The sequence below is a fragment of the Burkholderia ambifaria AMMD genome (assembly GCF_000203915.1).
Lineage (GTDB): Bacteria > Pseudomonadota > Gammaproteobacteria > Burkholderiales > Burkholderiaceae > Burkholderia > Burkholderia ambifaria.
This window is the reverse complement of sequence record NC_008390.1, coordinates 2247634-2273229: the sequence shown is the minus strand read 5'-3', so window position 1 is coordinate 2273229 and position 25596 is coordinate 2247634. Positions and strand designations below refer to the sequence as shown.

The window sequence follows — 25596 nt, the reverse complement described above, 5'->3', positions numbered from 1 at the left end:
CACGCGTGGCGAAACAGAAAACCGTCTATGTCTGCAGCGAGTGCGGCGGACAAACCCCGAAGTGGCAGGGGCAATGCCCGTCGTGTCAGGCCTGGAACACCCTCGTCGAATCGGTCGCCGAGTCGCCGGCCGCCCATCGCTTCCAGTCGCTCGCGAAGCGGGCGCCGGTGCAGCGGCTCGTCGACATCGAGGCGGCCGACGTGCCGCGCTTCTCCACCGGCATCGGCGAATTCGACCGCGTGCTGGGTGGCGGGCTGGTGCCGGGCGGCGTCGTGCTGATCGGCGGCGATCCGGGCATCGGCAAGTCGACACTGCTGCTGCAGTCGCTCGCGGACATCGCGAACGAGCGGCGCGCGCTCTATATCAGCGGTGAGGAATCGGCCGCGCAGATCGCGTTGCGCGCGCAACGGCTCGCGCTGCTCGACGGCGGCGCGCCGGCGGCCGAGCTGAAGCTGCTCGCCGAGATCCAGCTCGAGAAGATTCAGGCCGCGATCGACGCGGAACGGCCGGACGTCGCTGTCATCGATTCGATCCAGACCGTCTATTCCGAAGCGCTGACGTCGGCGCCGGGCTCGGTCGCGCAGGTGCGCGAATGCGCGGCGCAGCTCACGCGCATCGCGAAGCAGTCCGGCACCGCGATCATCATGGTCGGGCACGTGACGAAGGAGGGCAACCTCGCGGGCCCGCGCGTGCTCGAGCACATCGTCGACACGGTGCTGTACTTCGAGGGCGACACCCATTCGTCGTTCCGGCTCGTGCGCGCGTTCAAGAACCGCTTCGGCGCGGTCAACGAGCTCGGCGTGTTCGCGATGACCGAGCGCGGGCTGCGCGGCGTCGCGAACCCGTCCGCGCTGTTCCTGTCGCAGCACGAGCAGGTCGTGCCGGGTTCGTGCGTGCTCGTCACGCAGGAGGGCACGCGCCCGCTGCTCGTCGAAGTCCAGGCGCTCGTCGATACGGCGCACGTGCCGAATCCGCGCCGGCTCGCGGTCGGCCTCGAGCAGAACCGGCTCGCGATGCTGCTCGCGGTGCTGCACCGGCACGCGGGCATCGCGTGTTTCGACCAGGACGTGTTCCTGAACGCGGTGGGCGGCGTGAAGATCACCGAGCCGGCCGCTGACGTCGCCGTGCTGCTCGCAATCCATTCGTCGATGCGCAACAAGGCGCTGCCGAAGGGCCTGATCGTATTCGGCGAGGTGGGGCTGGCGGGCGAGATCCGGCCGTCCCCGCGTGGCCAGGAACGGCTGCGCGAAGCGGCGAAGCTCGGGTTCACGTCTGCGCTGATCCCGAAGGCGAATGCGCCGAAGCAGCCGATCGAAGGGCTAAACGTGATGGCCGTCGAGCGGATCGAGCAGGCGATCGACCGCGTGCGCGATCTCGAATGACCGCGCGTGGCCGGCACCCGTGCGGGGCGGCCGGCCACGATCTGTCGCGTAATTGGTTGTAAAGAATATGTAGGCTCCTGTAACCCGGCGGACATCGCTTTTCCCTATCCTTTGGCGGATTGTCGAACCGCAATGGAAGGGAACCTATGTTCAAACAGTATGGGGATGCGGCCAGCGGACGCCTTTACAACCTGCGCGGCTGCCGCGTATCGGAGCCCATCGTTCACCCGTGGGGCGGCGGATGCCGGATCGTCGAGTGGATCGACGAAGAAGGGCGCCTCGCACGCCGGGTCGTGTCCGAGGACGTGACGGAAGCGGAAGTCGCCGCGGCGATCCGCCAGCCGACCGAAGGGCGGCGTTACCTGATGGACGATGACGAGCAACTGCCGCGCGATACGTTGCCGCGGCGTTGAGCGGGCGGCGTACGGCTGACCCGACAACGACAGCCGTAGTCACGATGAAGAGGCCGGGCCAGCGCGCCCGGCTTTGTCGTTTTCGGGCCGGATGCAGCCGGCCCGGTTCGTCGGGTATTGACGCCACCGTGGATGCCGCGCCACCGGTCAAGCGACCGGCGGATGGCACCCCGGCCGCGTTCAGCCGATCTGCTCGAGCTCTTCGTGCACGGCGAGCCAGTCGGCCTCGACCGTTTCGAGCCGGCTATTGACCTCGCCGAGCTTGCGGATCGCGTCGGTCAGCTCCGTCTTGCGCGCGGCCTCGTAGCTCGCCGGATCGGCGACGAACGCATCGAGGCGCGCCTTCTCGGCGTGCAGCGTTTCCATTTCCTTTTCGAGCTTCGTGATGCGGTTCTGCAGCGGCTTTTTCAGCTGCGACAGGCGCTGGCGCTCCTCGGCCGCCTGGCGCTTCTGGTCCTTGCGGTTGACGCCCGGATCGGCGCCCGTCGCCGCCGCGCCGTCGGCCTTCGCGGCCGCGCGCTGCTCGGCCGCGTGCTGCAGCAGCCAGTCGCGGTAATCGTCGAGGTCGCCGTCGAACGGCTGCAGGCGATGCTTCGCGACGAGCATGAACTGATCGGTGGTCGCGCGCAGCAGGTGGCGGTCGTGCGAGACGAGGATCAGCGTGCCTTCGAACTGCGCGAGCGCCATCGTCAGCGCGTGACGCGTTTCGAGGTCGAGGTGGTTGGTCGGCTCGTCGAGCAGCAGCAGGTTCGGCTTCTGCCAAATGATCAGCGCTAGCGCGAGCCGCGCTTTCTCGCCGCCGGAGAACGGGCCGACCGGGCTCGTCGCCATCTCGCCGGAGAAATTGAAGCCGCCGAGAAAGTCGCGCAGTTCCTGCTCGCGCGTGTCGGGCGCGAGCCGTGCGAGATGCGCGAGCGGCGAATCGTCCTCGCGCAGCGTTTCGAGCTGATGCTGCGCGAAATAGCCGATCGTCAGGCCCTTGCCGTCGCGCACGTGGCCCGACAGCGGCGCGAGCGTGCCGGCCAGCGTCTTGATCAGCGTCGATTTCCCCTGGCCGTTCGCGCCAAGCAGGCCGATGCGCTGGCCATTCTGGATCGACAGCGCCACGCGTTCGACGATCGGGATGTCCGTGCCGTCGTCGGCATGGTAGCCGCAGCGGACGTCTTCCATCACCATCATCGGGTTCGGCGCGGCGTCGGGCGTGCGGAACTCGAACGTGAACGGCGACGCGATGTGCGCGGGCGCGATCAGCTCCATCTTCTCGAGCGCCTTCATCCGGCTCTGCGCCTGCTTGGCCTTGCTGGCCTTGGCCTTGAAGCGGTCGACGAAGCTCTGCAGGTGCTCGATCGTCTTCTGCTGCTTTTCGTATGCGTTTTGCTGCAGCGCAAGCTGCTGCGCGCGCAGCACTTCGAATTGCGAGTAGTTGCCGCCGTAGCGCTTCACCTGGCGATTTTCCAGATGCAGCGTGACGTTGCAGATCGAGTCGAGGAATTCGCGGTCGTGCGAGATCACGACGAGCGTGCCGGCGTAGCGGTGCAGCCAGTCTTCGAGCCAGACGATCGCGTCGAGGTCGAGGTGGTTCGTCGGTTCGTCGAGCAGCAGCAGGTCGGAGCGGCACATCAGCGCCTGCGCGAGGTTCAGGCGCATGCGCCAGCCGCCGGAGAAGCTGGCGACCGACTCGCGCGTCTGCGCAAGCGTGAAGCCGAGGCCGAGCAACAGCGCCTCGGCGCGCGCCGGCGCGGTATAGCCGTCGGCATCGGCGAACGCCGCGTGCGCGTCGGCTTCGGCCGCGCCGTCATGCGCGGCCGACGCGGCGGCGATGCGCGCCTCGATCTCGCGCAGCGCGGTGTCGCCGTCGAGCGTGTAGTCGAGCGCCGAGCGGTCGACCGCGGGCGTTTCCTGCGACACGTGGGCGATCCGCCACGACGGCGGCATCGAGAAATCGCCGGCGTCGGAATGCAGCTCGCCGCGCAGGACCGAGAACAGTGTCGACTTACCGGCGCCGTTCGCGCCGATCAGGCCGGCCTTTTCACCGGGATTGAGCACGAACGAGGCCGACTCGAACAGCGGTTTGGTGCCTCGAGCAAGGCTGAACTGATTGAAACGGATCACGGCGGGAATGACTGACGAAAACCGCTATTCTAGACTGCGCGCGCGTCGCTCCGGATATCGGCCGAACGGCAGATGCCGCAACGGCGCGATTTCGCCTAGACTCCACGTCGTTCCGGTCTCATCAAAGGAGTGCCCGATGTCCACCCTCTATTCGTTCAGCGCGGAGACGCTCGCCGGCGAGCCGGCGTCGCTCGACGCGTATCGCGGCAAGGTGCTGCTGATCGTCAATACCGCGAGCGAGTGCGGTTTCACGCCGCAGTATGCGGGCCTGCAGAAACTGTACGAGCAGTACGCGGCGCGCGGCTTTTTCGTGCTCGGCTTTCCGTGCAACCAGTTCGGCAAGCAGGAGCCGGGCGACGCCGCGCAGATCGGCGCGTTCTGCGAGCGCAACTACGGCGTCACGTTCCCGATGTTCGCGAAGGTCGACGTGAAGGGCGACCATGCGCATCCGCTGTATCGCTATCTGACCGACGAGGCGCCCGGCATTCTCGGCCTGAAGGCGATCAAGTGGAATTTCACGAAATTCCTGGTCGACCGCGACGGGCGGATCGTCAAGCGCTATGCGCCGTCGACGAAGCCCGAGGAAATCGCCGCGGATATCGACAAGCTGCTGTAACGCCGTGGAGCCGCGAGCGGGGCGTCTGGCCCGCGACCGCGGTGTCGGGCCGGATGGGGCGAAAGCGGGCGGCGCCATCCGGGCGACGGCGGCCCGGCGCTCGCGCGGGCGCCACGGACGCTACAGGATGGGTGCGAACAGGCGCGCGACGTGCATGGCGATGCGCCGCCACGCGGGCGAGTGCCGATACTCGTTCGCATCGACCTCGTAGGACTGCGCGAAATCGGCGTCGAGCATGGCCCCGACTTCATCGGCGAACGCGCGATCGACGGTCAGCACCATGATTTCGAAGTTCAGCCGGAACGAGCGGTTGTCGAGATTCGCGCTGCCGACCGCGGCCGCGATGCGATCGATCAGCACGACTTTCTGGTGCAGGAAGCCCGGGCGGTAGCGGAACACCTTGACGCCTGCGTCGATGAGATCGCGCGCATAGAGCTTCGACGCCTCGAACACGACGTAGTGGTCGCGCCGGCACGGGATCAGGATGCGCACATCGACGCCGCGCATCACCGCGAGCTTCAGCGCGGCGATCACCGCTTCGTCGGGTATGAGATACGGCGTCGTGATCCACACCCGTTCGTGCGCGGCGTTGATCGCGCCGACGAAGAACAGCGAGCCGGTTTCCTGCTTGTCGGCCGGGCCCATCGGTACGGCGAGGCAATGCATCGCGTCGCCGGGCAGCGCCTCCGGCGGCGCGGCGAGCGGCGGAAGCGTCTGCGTGGCCCAGTGCCAGTCTTCGGCGAACACGTACTGAATGCTGGCCACCACCGGGCCGCGGATTTCGATATGGGTGTCGCGCCACGGCGACAGACGCCGGTTCGCGCCGAGATATTCGACGCCGACGTTGTGTCCGCCGACGAACGCGCGATTGCCGTCGACGACGACGATCTTGCGATGATTGCGGAAGTTGAGCTGGAAGCGGTTGACGAACTTGCGGTGGGTCGCGAACGGGTGGACCTCGACGCCGCCGCGGCGCAGCGTGTCGACGTAGCTGTGCGGCAGGTCGAAGCAGCCGATGCTGTCATACAGCAGGTAGCAGCGCACGCCGGCTGCCGCGCGGGCGAGCAGCGCGTCGCGCAGCATCAGGCCGAGCGCGTCGACGCGCACGATGAAGAACTGGACGAACACGTATTCGCGCGCCGAGTCGATCGCCGACAGGATCGCCTCGAACGTCGCATCGCCGTTGACGAGCGTGCGCACCGAATTGCCGCCGACGAACGGCATCCCGCCGAGCCGGGTGAGCGCGAGCACCGCAGCGCGGCCGATCGCGTCGGCCGCCGGCCCGTTGGTTGCGTCCGCATCGAGCCACGGCACGCGCGGCGTATGCGTGCGCAACGCTTCCATTTCGTGGCGCCGCGCGTCGACGTAGCCGGAGAACTTGCTGCGACCGAGGAACAGGTAGGGGACGAGCGTCAGGTACGGCATCGCGGCGAGCGACACGGCCCACGCGATCGCGCCTTGCGACGTGCGCGTGTTCATGAGCGCGTGACACGCCGCGACGATCCCGAGCACGTGAACGGCCAGGATCAGGGTGCCGAGATGTAGCCAGTCGAGGGTCATGGGCGCGTGACGGACTCCTGAAGTCGTGCGGCGCGACGGCCGCTTACGCGCATCTTACCCAACCGTGCGGGACAGCGGTTTGCCGTGCCGCACGGTTGGGGCCGCGGCGTGCCGTCAGGCCTTGCGCGGCAGGTCGGACGCCTGGATCAGGAACACCGTGTCGTCGCCCGCGCTGGTGGGCAGCCACGTGAGTTCGAGGCCGCCGAACGCGGCTTCGACGTGCTCGCGCTCGTTGCCGATCTCGACGACGAGCACGCCGTCGTCGTGCAGCCACTTGTGCGCTTCCGAGATGATGCGCCGCACGATGTCCATGCCGTCCTCGCCGCCCGCGAGCGCCATCTCCGGCTCGTGCCGGTACTCGGGCGGCAGCGCTGCCATCGACGTCGCGTTCACGTACGGCGGGTTCGTCAGGATCACGTCGTAGCGCGCGTCGGGTTCGGCGCGGAACGCGGGCAGCGGCGCGTAGAGATCGCCACGATGCAGCGTGATGCGATCGTCGAGGCTATAGTCGCTCACGTTGATCCGGGCGACTTCGAGTGCCTTGTCGGACAGGTCGACCGCGTCGATCTCGGCATTCGGGAACGCGCTGGCGGCGAGGATCGCGAGGCAGCCGGAGCCGGTGCACAGCTCCAGCACCGCGCCGACCTGCTCGGGGTCGGCGACATACGGCTGCAGCCCGTCGTCGAGCAGCTCGCCGATGAACGAGCGCGGCACGATCACGCGCTCGTCGACGTAGAAGCGGTGGCCGTGCATCCACGCTTCATGCGTGAGGTACGCGGCCGGCACGCGTTCGGTCGCGCGCCGTTCGATCACCGCGAGCACGGCCGCGATTTCATCGGGCAGCAGGCGCGCATCGAGGAACGGCTCGAGCGTGTCGAGCGGCAGGTCGAGCGTGTGCAGCACGAGGTACGCGGCTTCGTCGTACGCGTTGTCCGAGCCGTGGCCGAATGCGAGCTTGGCCTTCGAGAAGCGCGTGACCGCGTAGCGCAGCAGGTCGCGAATAGTTGCAAATGGTGTCGTCATGCGAGGCTCCGTCAGGCGATCAGTTGTTCGAGCACGCGTCGGTACACGTTCTTCAGCGGGTCGACGAAGCGCACGTCGATGTGCTCGTCGATCTTGTGGATGCTGCCGTTCGGCGGGCCGAACTCGATCACCTGCGGGCAGATGCGCGCGATGAAGCGTCCGTCGGACGTGCCGCCCGTCGTCGACAGCTCGGTCGTGAGGCCGGTCTCGGCGCGGATCGCGTTCTCCAGCGCGTTCGACAGGTCGCCGCGCGGCGTGAGGAACGGCAGGCCGCTCACCGACCACTTCAGCGTGTATTCGAGGCCGTGCTTGCCGAGGATCGCATGCACGCGTGCCTGCAGGCCCTCGACCGTGCTCGCCGTCGAAAAGCGGAAGTTGAACATCAGGTCCGCATGGCCGGGGATCACGTTGGTCGCGCCGGTGCCGGCATGCAGGTTCGACACCTGCCAGGTGGTCGGCGGGAAGTATTCGTTGCCTGCGTCCCACTGTTCGGCGGCGAGCTCGGCGAGCGCCGGCGCGAGCAGGTGGATCGGGTTCTTCGCGAGGTGCGGGTATGCGATGTGGCCCTGCACGCCCTTGACGACCAGCTCGCCCGACATCGAGCCGCGGCGGCCGTTCTTCACGACGTCGCCGAGCTCCGCGCTCGAGGTCGGCTCGCCGACGATGCAGTAGTCGACGCGTTCGCCGCGCGTTTCGAGCAGTTCGACGACCTTCACGGTGCCGTCGGTGGCCGGGCCTTCCTCGTCGCTCGTGATCAGGAACGCGATCGCGCCGCGGTGGCCGGGGTGGGCCGCGACGAATTCCTCGGACGCGACGACGAACGCCGCGAGCGACGTCTTCATGTCGGCCGCGCCGCGGCCGTACAGCTTGCCGTCGCGATGCGTGGGGACGAACGGCGGCGAGGTCCACTGCTCGAGCGGGCCGGTCGGCACGACGTCGGTGTGGCCCGCGAACGCGAGCAGCTTGCCGTCGCGGCCGTCGGCGCCGCGCTTGACGGCCCACAGGTTGGTCACGCCGTGCGACGCGATGGTCTCGCATTCGAAGCCGAGCGCGGCGAGGCGCTCGGTCATGAGCTGCTGGCAATGCTGGTCGTCGGGCGTGACGGACGCGCGGGCGATCAGCTGTTCGGTAAGGGCTAGGGTGGCGGACATGGTTCGGACCACTTTCGATAAAAAATGCCGGCGCGGTGGCCGGCAGTGACGAGACGTCGGGCTGCACCCGCGGGCGCAGCGGGGGCGGCCCTAGGCGGCAAACAGCGCCGCGTACTGATCGGCCACGAAGCCGAGCGATTTCACGCGGCCGTTGACGACGAGCACGGGACGCTTGATGACCGACGGCTTGTGGATCATCAGCGCGACCGCGCCGGAGCGCGTTTCCGCGGCCGCCTTCATCGCATCGTCCAGGCCGCGCCACGTCGTGCCGCGCTTGTTCACGAGCGCGTCGAGCGACACGTCCTTCAGCCAGTCCTCGACGAGCGGCGCGCTGACGCCGAGCTTCTTGAAGTCATGAAACTCGAACTCGACGCCGTGATCGTCGAGCCACACGCGGGCCTTCTTCACGGTGTCGCAGTTCGGAATGCCGTAGACGACCACGGTGTGCGGCTTGGCCATCAGTCGCCTCGCAGCAGCTCGTTCAGGCCGACCTTCGCGCGGGTCTTCGCGTCGACTTTCTTCACGATCACCGCGCAGTACAGGCTGTGCGAGCCGTCCTTCGACGGCAGGTTGCCGGCCACGACGACCGAGCCGGCCGGGATGCGGCCGTAGCTGACTTCGCCCGTTTCGCGATCGTAGATCTTGGTGCTCTGGCCGAGGTACACGCCCATCGAGATCACCGAGTTCTCCTCGACGATCACGCCTTCGACGACTTCCGAGCGCGCGCCGATGAAGCAGTTGTCTTCGATGATGACGGGGTTCGCCTGCAGCGGTTCGAGCACGCCGCCGATGCCGACGCCGCCCGACAGGTGCACGTTCTTGCCGATCTGCGCGCACGAACCGACCGTGGCCCACGTGTCGACCATCGTGCCTTCGTCGACGTACGCGCCGATGTTGGTGTACGACGGCATCAGCACGACGTTCTTCGCGATGAACGAGCCGCGGCGCGCGATGGCCGGCGGCACGACGCGGAAGCCGCCCGCGGCGAAGTCTTCAGCGGTGTAGTTCGCGAACTTCGACGGCACCTTGTCGTAGAACTGCGAGTAGCCGCCGGCAGGCATCGGCGCGTTGTCCTCCAGGCGGAACGACAGCAGCACGGCCTTCTTCAGCCACTGGTGCACGGTCCAGTTGCCGTCGATCTTCTCGGCGACGCGCAGTGCGCCCTTATCGAGTTGCTCGAGCGCATGAGCGACGGCTTCGCGGACGTCGGCGGGCGCGGCCTTCGGCGACAGCTCGGCGCGGTTTTCCCAGGCGGTATCGATGATTTGCTGAAGTTGTTGCGACATGTTCGTTTTCGCAGGAGAGGAATGGAATTGATCGGGATGGACGTCTTACCGCGCGAGAGCTTGGCAGAAATCGACGATGCGTTGCGCGCCCTCGACGCATTCGGGGGTGCCCGCGACGAGCGCGATCCGGATGAAATCGCGGCCTGGATTCGTGCCGTGCGCGTCGCGCGCCAGGTACGAGCCGGGCAGAACCGTCACATTATAGTCGGCGTACAGGCGGCGGGCGAACTCGGTGTCCGACAGCCCGGTGCGCGCGACGTTGGCCCACAGGTAGAACGCGGCGTCGGGCAGCTTCACGTCGATCACGTCGGCCAGCATCGGCGTGACCGTGTTGAACTTCTGCAGGTACAGCGCGCGGTTCTCGCGCACGTGCGCCTCGTCGTTCCACGCGGCGATGCTCGCGTGCTGCCAGACCGGCGACAGCGCCGCACCGTGGTACGTGCGATACAGCAGGAATTTCTTGAGCAGCGCGGCGTCGCCGGCGACGAAACCCGAGCGCATGCCCGGCACGTTCGAGCGCTTGGACAGGCTCGACAGCATCACGAGCCGTTCGAAGCCGCGGCCGAGGCGGTGCGCGGCCTCGAGGCCGCCGAGCGGCGGCGCCGCTTCGTCGAAATAGATTTCCGAATAGCACTCGTCGGACGCGATCACGAAACCGTGGCGGTCGGACAGCGCGAACAGCTCGCGCCAGTCGTCGAGCGTCAGCACGGCGCCCGTCGGGTTGCCCGGCGAGCACACGTACAGCAGCTGGGTGCGCGCCCACACCTCGTCGGGCACGGCCGCATAGTCACAAGCGAAGTTGCGCGCCGGGTCGCTGTTCGCGAAATAGGGTTCGGCACCGGCCAGCAGCGCCGCGCCTTCGTAAATTTGATAGAACGGATTCGGACAGAGTACGATCGCCTTCTTGCCGTCCGCGCTCGCGCGCGAGTCGATCACCGTCTGCGCGAGCGAGAACAGCGCCTCGCGCGACCCCGACACGGGCAGCACTTGCGTGGCCGGATCGAGCGCCGGCAGCCCGTAGCGGCGTTCGAGCCAGTGCGCGATCGACGTGCGCAGCGCGTCCGAGCCGGCCGTGGCCGGGTACGACGCGAGACCGTCGAGCGCGGCCACCACGGCGTCGCGGATCAGCGCCGGCGTCGGGTGCTTGGGCTCGCCGATGCCGAAGCTGATCGGTTTGAGGCTGGCAGCGGGTGTACCGGCACCGGGCATACCGGCACCGGGCGTCACGTCCTTGAACAGGGCGCGCAGCTTTTCGAAGGGATAGGGCTGGAGCGAGTCGAGTCGAGGGTTCACGGGCGAAGCGGCCGTCGCGGCCGGTTGGAGCAAAAAGGGGCGGCGCAGGTGCCGCACGGCTGCGAACGGGCGCCGACGGCGCGCGGCTCGCAGCGGACGATTATAGCGTGACGCAATGCGGTCACGGCCCGCCGGAACGGCGGCCGGGCCGGTCGAATAAAGGGTATCGAACCAAATGAATAACGCGGTACGCGGCAGCCTGCCGACGCTGGCCATCCTGATCGGCGCTTCGGTATGGGGCCTGATCTGGTATCCGCTGCGCATCCTTGCGTCGCTCGGCCTCACCGGCACGCTGGCAAGCGCGCTGACGAGCCTCGTCGCGTTCCTGTTCGTGATCGTCGTGCGCCACCGCACGATCGCGACGCTGCGCTGGCACTGGGTGCTGCCGGGCATCGCGATCACGGCCGGCGTGACCAACCTCGGCTTCGTGTGGGGCACGATCCACGGCGAAGTGCTGCGCGTGATGCTGCTGTTCTACCTGACGCCGGCGTGGACCGCGATCTACGCGCATTTCCTGCTGCGCGAGCGCCTGACCTGGGCCGGCGCGGGGCTCGCGGCGCTGTCGATCGGCGGCGCGATGCTGATGCTGTGGTCGCCGACGCTCGGCGTGCCGCTGCCGGCCAACCCGGCCGAATGGGCGGGGCTCGCGGCCGGCCTGAGTTTCGCGATGAGCAACGTGCTCGTGATCAAGGCGAGCCGCGAGCTGCCGGAGATGCGCGCCGAGATGCGCACCGCGACGCTGTTCGGCGGCGCGGCGGTGTTCGGCGCGATCGCGTCGCTGTTCGAGGGGCTGCCGGCCGCGCCGGCCGGCGCCCAGCTCGGCACCGCCGCGCTGATCGTCGTCGCGATCGGCGTGACGGTCGCGGTGAACAACCTGCTCGTGCAGTACGGGCTTGCGCGCGTGCCGGCCAACCGCGCGGCGATCATCATGCTGTTCGAGATCGTGATCACCGCGCTGTCCGCATGGGTGTTCGCGAGCGAACTGCCGAGCGCGCGCGAGTGGGCGGGCGGCGCATGCATCGTGCTGGCGACGCTGCTGTCGAGCCGGGTCCATCGTGCCGCGCCGGCACGGGGCAAACCCGGCGACGGGCGGGATGGCGCACGCGCGATGGTATGATGGAAGCCGTTTGCGGGGCCCAACGCTGGATGCGCGCGGCCCCGCTTTTGAATTCCGGGGCGCATCGCGCACACGGGCCGTCCGGCCCCGCGCGTCGCGGCCCGTTCCGTTTCACACCTTCTTCACATCCGATACCGCCGTGCGTCTGAGCTCGATCAAACTCGCTGGCTTCAAATCCTTTGTCGATCCCACGCATTTCCAGGTTCCGGGCCAGCTCGTCGGCGTGGTGGGCCCGAACGGGTGCGGCAAGTCCAACATCATCGATGCCGTGCGCTGGGTGCTCGGCGAGTCGCGCGCGTCCGAGCTGCGCGGCGAGTCGATGCAGGACGTGATCTTCAACGGCTCGACCGCCCGCAAGCCCGGCAGCCGGGCAAGCGTGGAGCTGATCTTCGACAACTCCGACGGCCGTGCGGCCGGGCAGTGGGGCCAGTACGGCGAGATCGCGGTGAAGCGCGTGCTGACGCGCGACGGCACGTCGAGCTACTACATCAACAACCTGCCGGCGCGCCGCCGCGACATCCAGGACATCTTCCTCGGCACGGGCCTCGGCCCGCGTGCGTACGCGATCATCGGCCAGGGCATGATCGCGCGGATCATCGAGGCGAAGCCGGAAGAGCTGCGCGTGTTCCTCGAGGAAGCCGCGGGCGTGTCCAAGTACAAGGAACGGCGCCGCGAGACCGAGAACCGCCTGCACGACACGCGCGAGAACCTGACGCGCGTCGAGGACATCGTCCGCGAGCTCGGCGCGAACCTCGAGAAGCTCGAGGCGCAGGCCGTCGTCGCCAACAAGTACAAGGAACTCGTCGCCGACGGCGAGGAGAAGCAGCGCCTGTTGTGGCTGCTGCGCAAGAACGAGGCTGCGGGCGAGCAGCAGAAGCAGCAGCGCGCGATCGAGCAGGCGCAGATCGACCTCGAGGCCCAGACGGCCCGGCTGCGCGAGGTCGAGTCGCAACTCGAGACGCTGCGGGTCGCGCATTACTCGGCGAGCGACGCGATGCAGGGCGCGCAGGGCGCGCTCTACGAGGCGAACGCCGAAGTGAGCCGCCTCGAGGCCGAGATCAAGTTCATCGTCGAATCGCGCAACCGCGTGCAGGCGCAGATCGCCGCGTTGAACGCGCAGCGCGAGCAATGGCGCGCGCAGGCCGAGAAGGCGCAGGACGAGCTCGAGGAAGCCGAGGAAGCGCGCGCGATGGCCGACGAGAAGGCCGCGCTCGCCGAAGACAACGCGGCCGCGAAGCACGACGCGCTGCCGGCGCTCGAAGCGAAGTGGCGCGATGCGCAGGCGCAGCTCAACGACGAGCGCGCGCGCATTGCGCAGACCGAGCAGTCGCTGAAGCTCGAGGCCGCGCACCAGCGCAATGCCGACCAGCAGCTCCAGCAGCTTCAGCAGCGCCATGAGCGGCTGAAGTCCGAGGCGGGCGGGCTCGATGCGCCGGACGAAACGCAGCTCGAAGAATTGCGCATGCAGCTCGCCGAGCAGGAAGAGATCCTCGCCGAGGCGCAGGCGCGTCTTGCCGATGCACAGGAAGCGCTGCCGCGCCTCGACGGCGAACGCCGTGCCGCGCAGGAGCGCGTGCAGGCCGAAAGCACGCAGATCCACCAGCTCGAGGCGCGGCTCGCCGCACTCAAGCAGCTGCAGGAGAACGTGCAGACCGAAGGCAAGATCCAGCCGTGGCTCGACAAGCACGAACTCGGCGCGCTGCCGCGCCTGTGGAAGAAGCTGCACGTCGAAGCGGGCTGGGAAGCGGCACTCGAGGCCGTGCTGCGCGAGCGCCTCGCCGCGCTCGAAGTGTCGAATCTCGACTGGGTGAAGGCGTTCGCGACCGATGCGCCGCCCGCCAAGCTCGCGTTCTATGCGCCGCCGGCCGCCGGTGAACCGCCGGCCGCCGCGGCCGGGCTGCGCCCGGTGCTGTCGCTCGTGCGAATCGACGATGCAGGCATTCGCGCGGTGCTGAACGACTGGCTCGGCAACGTGTACGTCGCCGACGACATCACACAGGCGCTCGCGACGCGCACGCAGCTGCCGGCGGGCGGCGCGTTCGTCGTCAAGGCCGGCCACATCGTCACGCGCGTCGGCGTGCAGCTGTACGCGGCCGATTCGGAGCAGGCCGGGATGCTGGCCCGCCAGCAGGAGATCGAGAACCTGGGCCGCCAGGTGCGGGCACAGGCGCTGCTCGCCGACGAGGCCCGCACGGCCGCGGTGCGGGCGGAAGCCGCGCACACGCAGGCCGCGCAGGCGCTCGGCGACGTGCGCGCGCAGGCCGAACGCGCGACGCAGCGCGTGCACGCGCTGCAGATGGACGTGCTGAAGCTCGCGCAGGCGCATGAACGCTACACGCAGCGCAGCACGCAGATCCGCGAGGAACTCGAGGAAATCGGCGCGCAGATCGACGAGCAGCGCGCATTGCGTGCCGAATCGGAAGCGAACTTCGAGCGTTTCGACGGCGAACTCGCGGAACTGCAGGCGCGCTTCGAGGACAACCAGCTCGCGTTCGAAGCGCTCGACGAATCGCTGACGCACGCGCGCCAGGAAGCGCGCGATCTCGAGCGCGGCGCGAACGACGCGCGCTTCGCCGCGCGCAACGCGGTCACGCGGATCGACGAGCTCAAGCGCAGCATCCAGGTCGCGCACGAGCAGAGCGAGCGCGTCGCCGCGTCGCTGGAGGACGCGCGCGCCGAACTCGAAACGATCAACGAGCAGACCGCGCACACGGGGCTGCAGGACGCGCTCGAAATTCGCGCGGTGAAGGAAGAAGCGCTGCAGGCCGCGCGGATCGAACTCGACGACCTCACCGCGAAGCTGCGCGCGTCGGACGAGCAGCGTCTCGTCGCCGAGCGTTCGCTGCAGCCGCTGCGCGACCGCATCACCGAGCTGCAGTTGAAGGAGCAGGCCGCGCGCCTGTCCGTCGAGCAGTTTGCCGAGCAGCTCACCACAGCCGAGGTCGACGAGGAAGCGCTGCGCGAGAAGCTGACGCCGGACCTGAAACCGTCGTACCTGCAGGGCGAGGTCACGCGCCTGAACAACGCGATCAACGCGCTCGGCCCGGTGAACATGGCCGCGCTCGACGAGCTGAAGGCCGCGAGCGAGCGCAAGGTGTTCCTCGATGCGCAGTCGGCCGACCTGACCGATGCGATCACGACGCTCGAGGACGCGATCCACAAGATCGATCAGGAAACCCGCACGCTGCTGCAGGGCACCTTCGACGAGGTCAATCGTCACTTCAGCGACCTGTTCCCGCGCCTGTTCGGCGGCGGCCAGGCGAAGCTGATCATGACGGGCGACGAAATCCTCGATGCGGGCGTGCAGGTGATGGCGCAGCCGCCGGGCAAGAAGAACGCGACCATCCACCTGCTGTCGGGCGGCGAGAAGGCGCTGACCGCCACCGCACTGGTGTTCGCGATGTTCCAGCTGAACCCGGCGCCGTTCTGTCTGCTCGACGAGGTCGACGCGCCGCTCGACGACGCGAACACCGAGCGTTTCGCGAATCTCGTGCGCGCGATGTCCGACAAGACGCAGTTCCTCTTCATCTCGCACAACAAGATCGCGATGGAGATGGCGCAGCAACTGATCGGCGTGACGATGCAGGAGCAGGGCGTGTCGCGGATCGTCGCGGTGGACATGGAAACCGCCGCGGGTTTTGCCCAGAATTGACGTTTGACGAAACCGGACCGCGTTCGCGCGGCGCATGGGCGCCCGTTCGCGGTCCGACGAAAAAGAATTGCTGATGGAGCGTGCATGGACGAGTTGACACTCGGTTTGATCGGCGCCGGCGCCGTCGTGGTGGGCGGCGTCGTGGTCTACAACGCGTGGCAGGGCGCGAAGGTGCGGCGCAGGATGCCGCGCCCGATGCCGGAAGAGGCGGCCGAGGCGATGAATCGCCCCGAGCGCGACGAGGAGCTGCCGTTCATCGAGCCTGTGCGCCAGCCCGCGCGCCGCGAACCCGCGGCACCGGCGCCGGCGGCTGCCGCCGCGAGCACGCCAGCTGAAGCGGCGCGCGTCGAGCCGACCTTCGGCGGCGCGGCGCCTGCCGACATGCCGGCCGATCTGCAGGCCGAGGCCACCGGCGGCGACACGCCGTCGGAATCGACCGAGCCGGCCAGGCAGTCTGTCGACGCAGGTTCGGTCGCCGCCGCACATGAAGCGCCGGCCGCCGACGCATCGAACGAACCGGCCGAACCCGTGCTGCCGGCCGCGACGACGGTCTCGTCGGCACCGCCCGCGATCGTCGACCGCCGGATCGACTGCATCGTGCCGATTCGCCTCGGCGGGCCGCTGCCGGGCGACAAGATCCTGCCGGCCGCGCAGCGGCTGCGCCGCGCGGGCAGCAAGCCCGTGCATATCGAGGGCAAGCCGGAAGGCGGCCAGTGGGAGCTGCTGCAGAACGGCGTGCGCTATGAAGAACTGCGCGCGGCCGCGCAGCTCGCGAACCGCAGCGGCGCGCTGAACGAGCTCGAATTCTCCGAGTTCGTGACGGGCGTCCAGCAGTTCGCCGATGCGATCGACGGCGCACCGGAATTCCCGGACATGATGGAGACGGTCGCGATGGCGCGCGAGCTCGATGGCTTTGCCGCGCAGTGCGACGCGCAGCTGTCGATCAACGTGATGTCGGACGGCGCGCCGTGGTCGGCGAACTACGTGCAGGCCGTCGCATCGCAGGACGGGCTGCTGCTGTCGCGCGACGGCACGCGTTTCGTGAAGCTCGACGCGAAGCAGAACCCCGTGTTCATGCTGCAGTTCGGCGATACGAACTTCCTGCGCGACGACTTGACGTACAAGGGCGGCAACATGATCACGCTGGTGCTCGACGTGCCGGTCGCCGAAGAAGACATCCTGCCGTTCCGGCTGATGTGCGACTACGCGAAGTCGCTGTCCGAGCGAATCGGTGCGCGGGTCGTCGACGATTCGCGCCGGCCGCTGCCGGAATCGACGCTCGTCGCGATCGACCAGCAACTGATGAAGCTGTACGCGAAGCTCGAGGAAGCGGGTATCCCGGCCGGTTCGCCGGTCACGCGACGCCTGTTCAGCCAGTAACGCGTTGCACGGGCGGTGGCCATCCGCGCCGCCGTCCGTCGCTGCGCTGCCGCACGCACGCCGCCTGTGTGCGCTGCGGCCGGCTTGCGCGCCACGCATCGCGTGCCCCCGTCGCGGCGTCAAACTGAGATAATCGAACATCCGATTTTTCAGAACGAAACTGCCGCCAGCATGGCCCGAACCCAAGCCGAACCGCCAGCCAGCCAGCCCGACGCGCGTGCCGCGTGGCTGCGCGACCAACTCGAGCGGGCGAATTACGCCTATTACGTGCTCGACCAGCCGGATCTGCCCGACGCCGAATACGATCGACTGTTCGGCGAGCTGCAGCAACTCGAAACCGATCATCCCGACCTCGTGACGCCCGACTCGCCGACGCAGCGCGTCGGCGGCGAAGTGGCGGGCGGTTTCACGCCGGTCGTCCATGATGCGCCGATGCTGTCGCTGAACAACGGCTTCGCCGACGAGGACATCGCCGCGTTCGACAAGCGCGTCGCCGATGCGCTCGGCAAGACGACCGATCTCGCCGGCTCGGTGACGGACCCGGTCGAATATGCGTGCGAGCTGAAGTTCGACGGGCTGGCAATCTCGCTGCGCTACGAGCACGGCGTGTTCGTGCAGGCGTCGACGCGCGGCGACGGCACGACCGGCGAGGACGTGACGGAGAACGTCCGCACGATCCGCTCGATCCCGCTGAAGCTGAAGGGCGCGCACGTGCCGGCCCTGCTCGACGTGCGCGGCGAGGTGCTGATGTTCAAGCGCGATTTCGCACGCCTGAACGAACGCCAGCGCGCGGCCGAGCAGCGTGAATTCGCGAACCCGCGCAACGCGGCGGCCGGCAGCCTGCGCCAGCTCGATCCGAAGATCACCGCGCAGCGGCCGCTGTCGTTCTTCGCGTACGGGATCGGCGTGCTCGACGGGATGCCGATGCCGGACACGCACAGCGCACTGCTCGACTGGTACGAGTCGTTCGGCCTGCCGGTGAACCGCGAGCGCGCGGTCGTGTACGGCGCCGACGGCCTGCTCGGCTTCTTCCGCAAGGTCGGCGAGAAGCGCGAGTCGCTGCCGTACGACATCGACGGCGTCGTCTACAAGGTGAACCGGCGCGACGAACAGGATCGCCTCGGCTTCGTGTCGCGCGCACCGCGCTTCGCGCTCGCGCACAAGTTTCCCGCACAGGAAGCGCTGACCAGGCTCGTCGCGATCGACGTGCAGGTCGGCCGCACGGGTGCGATCACGCCGGTCGCGCGGCTCGAACCCGTGTTCGTCGGCGGCGCGACGGTGACCAACGCGACGCTGCACAACGAGGACGAAGTGCGCCGCAAGGACATCCGGATCGGCGATACCGTGATCGTGCGGCGCGCGGGCGACGTGATCCCCGAGGTCGTCGGCGCGCTGCTCGATCGCCGGCCGGACGATGCGGCCGAATTCGTGATGCCGACCGAATGCCCGGTGTGCGGTTCGAAGATCGAGCGGTTGCCGGACGAGGCGATCGCGCGCTGCACCGGCGGCCTGTTCTGCCCGGCGCAGCGCAAGCAGGCGCTGTGGCACTTCGCGCAGCGTCGCGCGCTCGACATCGACGGGCTCGGCGAGAAGATCATCGATCAGCTCGTCGAACTGAATCTCGTGCGCACGCCGGCCGACTTGTTCAATCTCGGTTTCGCGACGCTCGCGGAACTCGACCGGTTCGCCGAGAAGTCCGCACAGAATTTGCTCGACTCGCTCGAGAAGGCGAAGCACACGACGCTCGCGCGCTTCATCTACGGGCTCGGGATCCGCCATGTCGGTGAATCGACCGCGAAGGATCTCGCGAAGCACTTCGGGTCGCTGACCCCGATCATGGACGCGTCGATCGAGGAACTGCTCGAAGTCAACGACGTCGGGCCGATCGTCGCCGAGTCGATCCACCAGTTCTTCGCGGAAGAACACAACCGCACCGTGATCGAGCAACTGCGCGCGCCCGGCAAGGTCACGTGGGCCGAAGGCCCGCCCGCGCCGAGGGCGCCGCAGGGCGTGCTGGCCGGCAAGACGGTCGTGCTGACGGGCACGCTGCCGAATCTCACCCGCGACGCGGCGAAGGAGATGCTCGAAGCGGCGGGCGCGAAAGTCGCGGGCTCGGTATCGAAGAAGACGGATTACGTGGTCGCGGGCGCCGACGCCGGCAGCAAGCTCGCGAAGGCCGAGGAACTCGGCATCCCCGTACTGGACGAAGACGGACTGCACCAACTCCTGGAGGGCAACACCCCATGATTCGCGAGATCCTGAAGATGGGCGATCCGCGCCTGCTCGAAGTCGCCAAGCCGGTCGCGCAGTTCGACACGCCGGAGCTGCACGAGATCGTCGCGGACATGTTCGAGACGATGCATCACGCGAACGGCGCGGGCCTCGCCGCGCCGCAGATCGGCATCGGGCTGCAGCTCATTATCTTCGGCTTCGGCAGCAACAACCGCTATCCGGACGCGCCGCCCGTGCCCGAGACCGTGCTGATCAACCCGAAGCTCGAGTACATGCCGCCGGACATGGAAGAGGGATGGGAAGGCTGCCTGTCGGTGCCGGGCATGCGCGGCGTCGTCAGCCGCTATGCGAAGGTGCGCTACAGCGGTTACGACCAGTTCGGCGCGAAGATCGACCGCGTCGCGGAAGGCTTCCACGCGCGGGTCGTCCAGCACGAATACGACCACCTGATCGGCAAGCTGTATCCGATGCGGATCACCGACTTTACGCGCTTCGGCTTCACCGAGGTGCTGTTCCCGGGGCTCGATCCGACCGACGACGACTGATCGGTACGCGGCGGTGCGCGATGTTGCGTGCCGTCGTCGTGACGGAAACGACAAAGCCCGCTTGCGCGGGCTTTGTCATTGCGTGGCACGCCGTGTGTGCCTGCCTGCCGTCAGAACGACTCGTCGGGCGACAGGTAGCGCCATTGCCCTTGCGGCAGCGCGCCGAGCATCACGCGGCCCATCCGCACGCGCTTCAGGCCGATCACTTCGAGACCGACCAGTTCGCACATCCGGCGGATCTGGCGCTTCTTGCCTTCACGCAGCACGAAACGCAGCTGTTCGCCGTTCTGCCAGCTCACCATCGCGGGCTTCAGTGCGACACCGTCGAGTTCGAGGCCGTGGCGCAGCTTCGCGAGCGATTCGGCGGGGAAGTGCTGGTCGATGTCGAGCAGCCGTTCGCCGAAGCGCACGCGCACCAGGTACTCCTTGTCGATGTCCGACTGCTCGCCGATCAGTTGCTTCGCGATCCGGCCGTTCTGCGTCAACACGAGCATGCCGGTCGAATCGATGTCGAGCCGGCCGGCCGGAGCGAGCGCGTGCAGATGCTGCGGCGAGAAGCGCAGCGGCGAGCGGTCGCCGCTCCACTGGTTCGCGCGCGTGATCAGCACCGACGCGGGCTCGTAGCCGTCTTCCGCCTGACCGGACACATAGCCGACCGGCTTGTGCAGCAGGATCGTCACCTGTGCGGCCTGCGCGGCGCTCGCGCGTTCGTCGATCTCGATTTTCTGGTCGGGACGGACCTTGGTGCCGAGCGTGTCGATGCGTTCGCCGTCGACGAGCACCCAGCCCTTTTCGATCCATTCGTCGGCTTCGCGGCGCGAGCACAGGCCGAGCTCGGACATGCGCTTCGACAGGCGCATCAGGCCGGTTTCGTCGCCGTGATCGATGTCGGGGGCGCGGTGCTTGACCGGTTGTGCGGCTTTCGGCGCGGCGGCCGTCGAGCGGCGCTCGGTGTTGCCGCGTTCGCCGAAGCTGCGCTTTTCGCCGTAGCCGGTTGCCTTGTCGCGATAGGGGGCGCGTGCGCCGCCTTCGGCGCCTGCGCGGCGCGGCCGTGCATCGTCGTCGCTGCGGCGAGCCGGTCGGTCGGTCGATGTACTGCGTTCACCGAAGCTGCGCTTCGGTGCATCGCCGGTTGCCTTGTCACGATACGGTGCGCGTGCGCCGCCTTCGGCGCCTGCGCGGCGCGGCCGCGTATCGTCATCGCTGCGGCGAGCTGGGCGGTCGGACGGCGCACGGCGTTCGCCGAAGCTGCGCTTCGGCGCATCGCCGGTTGCCTTGTCGCGATACGGTGCGCGAGCGCCGCCTTCGGCGCCTGCGCGACGCGGCCGCGTATCGTCGTCGCGGCGTGCCGGTCGGTCGGACGATGTACTGCGTTCACCGAAGCTGCGCTTCGGCGCATCGCCGGTTGCCTTGTCGCGATACGGTGCGCGTGCACCGCCTTCGGCACCTGCGCGGCGCGGCCGTGCATCGTCGTCGCGGCGTGCCGGACGGTCGGACGACGTACGGCGTTCACCGAAGCTGCGCTTCGGCGCATCGCCGGTTGCCTTGTCGCGATACGGCGCGCGTGCACCGCCTTCGGCGCCTGCGCGGCGCGGCCGCGTATCGTCGTCGCTGCGGCGAGCCGGGCGGTCGGACGACGTACGGCGATCGTCGAAACTGCGCTTCGCGCCTTCGCCGGTTGCCTTGTCACGATACGGTGCGCGTGCGCCGCCTTCCGCGCCTGCACGGCGCGGCCGCGTATCGTCATCGCTGCGGCGAGCCGGGCGGTCGGACGACGTACGGCGTTCGCCGAAGCTGCGCTTCTCGCCGTAGCCCTCCGCCTTGTCGCGATACGGCGCGCGGGCACCGCCTTCGGCGCCCGCGCGGCGCGGCCGCGCATCGGGCTGACCTTCGGCGCTGCGATACGGACGCGCGGGACGCGCGTCGCCGCGCTCGGCACCGCCGTCACGCGGTGCGCGCTTCGCCGGCGCGCGATCCGCACCCGGGCGTTCCGCGCCGCGCGGCTTGAACGCGCGTTCGCCGGCGGCTGCCGGCGCGGCGGCCTTCTTCGGGCGCGGCGGCTTGTCGGCCGCGGGCGGCCCGGCGGGGCGCACCGCCTTGCGAGCGACGAGGCTGCCGGAGCGGACGGGTGCGCGGGTCGGCGACGCCGGACGCGGATTCTTGACGGTTAATTTGGTGCGCATAAACGCTGGGATTCATTCAGACTGCGATCGCGCGCAGCAATTCGGTTTCGAGCTGGATCTGCAGGCGGTTGTCGGACAGGCCGGCACCATCGAGCAGGAAGATGTCCTCGACGCGTTCGCCGAGCGTATTGATCCGCGCCGCGTGGACGCCGACCTGATGCTCGGCCAGTACGCGCGCGATCGAATAGAGAAGGCCCGGCCGGTCGTTGGCGGACACGGACAGGATGTAGTACTGACCGCGCTCGTCGGCCCGGAGGTCGACGCGCGGCGTGATCGGAAACGTCCGGGACAGCCGCGACAGGCGGCCCTTGGACGGCTCCGGCAGCGGCGCGGTCTCGGCAAGGCGCGTCGCGAGCTGCTGTTCGACGAGATTCGCGATGTCGCGATAGCGCACGTCGCGTTCGGTCTGCGTGACGATGAAATTGTCGAGCGCATAGCCATGCCGCGTGGTGCTGACGCGCGCATCGAGCACGGAGAGTCCGTTGCGGTCGAAGTACGCGCAGATGCCCGCGAACAGGTCGGGGCGGTCCTTCACGTACACGAGCACCTGCAGCGCGTCGCCGATCGGCGACGGCCGCGCGCGGACGATCGCCGTCTCGGCGTTCACGTGCCGGTACAGCACGCGCGTCTGCCATGCGATGTCGGCCGCGTCGTGACGCAGGAAGAAGCCGACGTCGAGCTGATCCCACAGCGCGCGGTGCGCGTCGTCGGGCACGGTCTCGAGGCGCAGCAGCGCGAGCGCCTGCTCCTGGCGCGACTTCAGTTCCGAATGCGCATCGGGGTTGGCGCCGCCGAGCACCGCGAGCGTGATGCGGTAGAGATCCTCGAGCAGCTTGCCCTTCCACGTGTTCCACACCTTCGGGCTCGTGCCGCGGATATCGGCGACGGTCAGCAGGTAGAGCGCGGTGAGGTAGCGTTCGTTGCCGACGACTTCCGCGAAGCGCTTGATGACCTCCGGGTCGCTCGTGTCCTGCTTCTGCGCGACCTGGCTCATCGTCAGGTGATGCTGGACGAGCCATACGATCAGCGCCGCGTCGTCGCCGGTGATGCCGTGCTCGCGGCAGAAGCGCCGCGCGTCGGCCATCCCGAGCGTCGAATGGTCGCCGCCGCGGCCTTTCGCGATGTCGTGGAACAGCGCGGCGACATACAGCACCCACGGGCGCTCGAAATTGCCGATCAGCTGGCTGCAGAACGGGTATTCGTGCGCATGCTCGGCCACCGCGAAGCGGCGGAGGTTGCGCAACACCATCAGGATATGCTGGTCGACCGTATACACGTGGTACAGGTCGTGCTGCATCTGGCCGACGATGCGGCGGAAATTCAGCAGATAGCGGCCGAGCACGCTCGTCTGGTTCATCAGCCGGAATGCATGCGTGATGCCTTCGGGCTGCTGCAGGATCTGCATGAACGTGCGGCGGTTCTGCGGATCGCGCCGCCACGTGTTGTTCATGATCTCGCGCGAGTTGTAAAGCGCGCGCAGCGTGCGGGCGGACAGGCCCTTCACGCCGCGGGTCACCTCGTACAGCAGGAAGGCTTCGAGGATCGCGTCGGGATGGCGTTCGAACACGCCGTCGTCGACGATCTCGAGCATGCCCTGCTTCTCGACGAAACGATCGGGCGACAGCACGCGCGTGATGCCGCTCGTCGCGGGGAACAGCTGCGCCTCGATGTTCTGGATCAGGATCGTCGCGAGCTGCGTGACCGCCTTCGCGGCCCAGTAGTAGCGGCGCATCAGCTGCTCGCTCGCGCGCTTGGCCTGCGTCGGCCGGTAGCCGAAGCTCTCGGCGGCCTGCGTCTGCAGGTCGAACACGAGCATGTCCTGGCGACGGCCGGCGATCACGTGCAGCCGCGCGCGCAGCGTCTTCAGGAATCCTTCGTTGCGGCGCAGCTCGCGCGCCTCGCGCTCGGTGATGAGCCCGCGTGTGTCGAGCTCGCGCCAGCTGCTGCCGAAGGCCGCCGCGCGCGCGATCCACAGGATCGTCTGCAGGTCGCGCAGGCCGCCTGGGCTTTCCTTCACGTTCGGCTCGAGGCTGTACGGCGTGTCCTGGAACTTCGCGTGGCGCTGGCGCATCTCGAGCACCTTCGCGGTGAAGAACGCGCGGGCGTCGAGCGCCTCGTGATACCGTACCGTGAAGCGCTCGAACAGCGCGGTGCTGCCGACGATGCGGCGCGCCTCGAGCAGCGAGGTCTGCACGGTGACGTCCTGCGATGCTTCCTCGATGCATTGCGCGACCGTGCGCACGCTGCTGCCGATCTCGAGGCCGAGATCCCACGCCATCCCGATGAAGCGCTCGATGCGCGCGTCGAGCGCCGGGTCGTGCGCGTCGGGCAGCAGCACGAGGATGTCGACGTCGGAGTAGGGCGCGAGCTCGCCGCGTCCGTAGCCGCCCACGGCGATGAGCGCGAGCGTCGCGGGCAATCCGCAGTCGTCCCATACACGCTTGAGCGCGTCGTCGGTGAGCTTCGACAGCGCGTGCATCAGCGACGCGACGTTCGCCGCGCTGCGAAAGCGCTCGAGCATGTCGACCTTGGCGGCCTTGAATTCGGCGCGCCGCGACAGCGCTTCGGGCGAGGGGGCGGCGTGAGCGCTCATGGGTGGCCGTTCAGGTCGGGGGCGGGGGCAGGCGGGCGGGCGCGACGGCGCTCAGACCGCGGCGGCCGGTTGCGCGAACACCGGGCGTGCCGGCGTGCCGGCCGACACGGTCAGCACCTCGTAGCCCGTCTCGGTGACGAGCACGGTGTGCTCCCATTGCGCGGACAGGCTGCGGTCGCGCGTCTTGACCGTCCACTGGTCGGGCATCGTGCGGATGTCGCGCTTGCCGGCGTTGATCATCGGCTCGATGGTGAAGATCATCCCGGCCTTCAGCTCGATGCCGGTGCCCGGACGGCCGTAGTGGACGACCTGCGGATCTTCGTGGAACACCGTGCCGATGCCGTGGCCGCAGTATTCGCGCACGACGCTGTAGCCCTGGGCTTCCGCGTGCTTCTGGATCGCGTAGCCGATGTCGCCGAGGTGCGCGCCGGGCTTGACCTGGTCGATGCCGAGCCACATGCACTCGTAGGTGGTCTGCACGAGGCGCTTCGCGAGGATCGAGCCCTCGCCGACGATGAACATCCGGCTGGTGTCGCCGAAGTAGCCGTTCTTGATCACGGTGACGTCGATGTTCAGCGCGTCGCCGTTCTTGATCACCTTCTCGCCCGGAATGCCGTGGCAGATCACGTCGTTGACCGAGATGCAGGTGGCCTTCGGGTACGGCGGATAGCCGGGCGGCTGATAATTCAGCGGCGCGGGGATCGTGCCCTGCTCGTTGAGCATGAATTCGTGACAGAGCCGGTCGAGTTCGCCGGTCGTGACGCCCGCGACGACGTGCGGCGTGATGAAGTCGAGCACTTCGCTCGCGAGACGGCAGGCGACGCGCATCTCGGCGATGTCGTGTTCGTTTTTGAGCGTAATAGCCATCGAGGTATGCCTGGAATGCGGTGAATTGACGGATTATCGCACCTTATGGCTGGCCTCGCAGCCCCTGCCGGCGGTGCCGATGCGGGTTTCCGGGGATTGTCCGGCCCGCTGCCGCGCGGCAAGCGAAAGTGGCGGGCGACTTGAGAGCCGACAAATCGGCGTGCTATACTCTTTGGCTAAGTCGACATCCA

At 68.3% G+C, this 25596-nt stretch carries 18 protein-coding genes; 8 read left to right on the top strand and 10 right to left on the bottom strand.

What is annotated here, in order from left to right:
* Positions 1-5 precede the first annotated feature (5 nt).
* Positions 6-1382, top strand: coding sequence for a DNA repair protein RadA (radA, locus tag BAMB_RS10415; RefSeq protein WP_011657301.1), 1377 nt, complete (start codon positions 6-8; stop codon positions 1380-1382).
* Between the two features lie 146 nt (positions 1383-1528).
* Complete coding sequence (locus tag BAMB_RS10410; RefSeq protein ID WP_011657300.1) at positions 1529-1795, top strand: DUF2866 domain-containing protein; 267 nt, start codon at positions 1529-1531, stop codon at positions 1793-1795.
* 180 nt (positions 1796-1975) lie between these two features.
* Here BAMB_RS10410 and BAMB_RS10405 read toward each other — a convergent pair whose 3' ends face one another.
* The gene (locus BAMB_RS10405) at positions 1976-3907 is read right to left on the bottom strand and encodes an ATP-binding cassette domain-containing protein (protein ID WP_011657299.1); all 1932 of its coding nucleotides are present in this window, start codon (positions 3905-3907) and stop codon (positions 1976-1978) included.
* A 136-nt stretch (positions 3908-4043) separates the two neighbouring features.
* Between BAMB_RS10405 and BAMB_RS10400 the strand changes: the two genes are divergently transcribed.
* Positions 4044-4523 (top strand): glutathione peroxidase, encoded by a 480-nt coding sequence (locus BAMB_RS10400; protein WP_011657298.1) that lies wholly within the window; start codon positions 4044-4046, stop codon positions 4521-4523.
* A gap of 120 nt (positions 4524-4643) precedes the next feature.
* Here the strand turns inward: BAMB_RS10400 and cls are convergent, their stop codons facing one another.
* The 6 genes from cls to dapC all read right to left on the bottom strand — a co-directional run bounded on the left by cls (position 4644) and on the right by dapC (position 10836).
* Complete coding sequence (cls, locus tag BAMB_RS10395) at positions 4644-6083, bottom strand: cardiolipin synthase (protein WP_011657297.1); 1440 nt, start codon at positions 6081-6083, stop codon at positions 4644-4646.
* A gap of 114 nt (positions 6084-6197) precedes the next feature.
* Positions 6198-7106 carry a 50S ribosomal protein L3 N(5)-glutamine methyltransferase gene (gene prmB, locus BAMB_RS10390; protein WP_011657296.1) on the bottom strand — a complete coding sequence of 303 codons (909 nt, stop codon included), beginning with the start codon at positions 7104-7106 and terminating at the stop codon, positions 6198-6200.
* An 11-nt stretch (positions 7107-7117) separates the two neighbouring features.
* On the bottom strand, positions 7118-8257 hold the full coding sequence (gene dapE / locus BAMB_RS10385) for a succinyl-diaminopimelate desuccinylase (protein ID WP_011657295.1): 1140 nt from the start codon (positions 8255-8257) through the stop codon (positions 7118-7120).
* A gap of 90 nt (positions 8258-8347) precedes the next feature.
* Positions 8348-8716, bottom strand: coding sequence for an ArsC family reductase (locus BAMB_RS10380; RefSeq protein ID WP_006755454.1), 369 nt, complete (start codon positions 8714-8716; stop codon positions 8348-8350).
* The gene (dapD, locus tag BAMB_RS10375; protein ID WP_011657294.1) at positions 8716-9543 is read right to left on the bottom strand and encodes a 2,3,4,5-tetrahydropyridine-2,6-dicarboxylate N-succinyltransferase; all 828 of its coding nucleotides are present in this window, start codon (positions 9541-9543) and stop codon (positions 8716-8718) included. The genes BAMB_RS10380 and dapD overlap by 1 nt, the downstream gene beginning before the upstream one ends.
* Positions 9544-9588: 45 nt before the next feature.
* Positions 9589-10836: a succinyldiaminopimelate transaminase gene (gene dapC, locus BAMB_RS10370; RefSeq protein WP_041491377.1), complete on the bottom strand. Its 1248-nt coding sequence runs from the start codon at positions 10834-10836 to the stop codon at positions 9589-9591.
* A 175-nt stretch (positions 10837-11011) separates the two neighbouring features.
* On the opposite strand from dapC, the gene BAMB_RS10365 reads away from it, so the two are divergent.
* The 5 genes from BAMB_RS10365 to def all read left to right on the top strand — a co-directional run bounded on the left by BAMB_RS10365 (position 11012) and on the right by def (position 19762).
* Positions 11012-11953, top strand: coding sequence for a DMT family transporter (locus BAMB_RS10365; RefSeq protein WP_011657292.1), 942 nt, complete (start codon positions 11012-11014; stop codon positions 11951-11953).
* A 139-nt stretch (positions 11954-12092) separates the two neighbouring features.
* Positions 12093-15605 (top strand): chromosome segregation protein SMC, encoded by a 3513-nt coding sequence (gene smc / locus BAMB_RS10360; RefSeq protein ID WP_041491211.1) that lies wholly within the window; start codon positions 12093-12095, stop codon positions 15603-15605.
* 84 nt (positions 15606-15689) lie between these two features.
* Complete coding sequence (locus tag BAMB_RS10355) at positions 15690-16985, top strand: cell division protein ZipA C-terminal FtsZ-binding domain-containing protein (RefSeq protein ID WP_011657290.1); 1296 nt, start codon at positions 15690-15692, stop codon at positions 16983-16985.
* 171 nt (positions 16986-17156) lie between these two features.
* Positions 17157-19232, top strand: coding sequence for an NAD-dependent DNA ligase LigA (gene ligA / locus BAMB_RS10350; protein ID WP_011657289.1), 2076 nt, complete (start codon positions 17157-17159; stop codon positions 19230-19232).
* Entirely contained in the window at positions 19229-19762 is a 534-nt protein-coding gene (gene def / locus BAMB_RS10345) for a peptide deformylase (protein WP_011657288.1), read from the top strand. The genes ligA and def overlap by 4 nt, the downstream gene beginning before the upstream one ends.
* A 110-nt stretch (positions 19763-19872) precedes the next feature.
* On the opposite strand, the gene BAMB_RS33645 is transcribed toward def, so the two are convergent.
* From BAMB_RS33645 to map, 3 genes are read right to left on the bottom strand one after another with little or no spacing between them, the layout of a single operon-like run.
* Positions 19873-21945 (bottom strand): pseudouridine synthase, encoded by a 2073-nt coding sequence (locus BAMB_RS33645; RefSeq protein ID WP_011657287.1) that lies wholly within the window; start codon positions 21943-21945, stop codon positions 19873-19875.
* Between the two features lie 16 nt (positions 21946-21961).
* Positions 21962-24538, bottom strand: coding sequence for a [protein-PII] uridylyltransferase (locus BAMB_RS10335; RefSeq protein ID WP_011657286.1), 2577 nt, complete (start codon positions 24536-24538; stop codon positions 21962-21964).
* Positions 24539-24589: 51 nt separating this feature from the next.
* Positions 24590-25405 (bottom strand): type I methionyl aminopeptidase, encoded by an 816-nt coding sequence (map, locus tag BAMB_RS10330; RefSeq protein ID WP_011657285.1) that lies wholly within the window; start codon positions 25403-25405, stop codon positions 24590-24592.
* Positions 25406-25596: the final 191 nt, after the last annotated feature.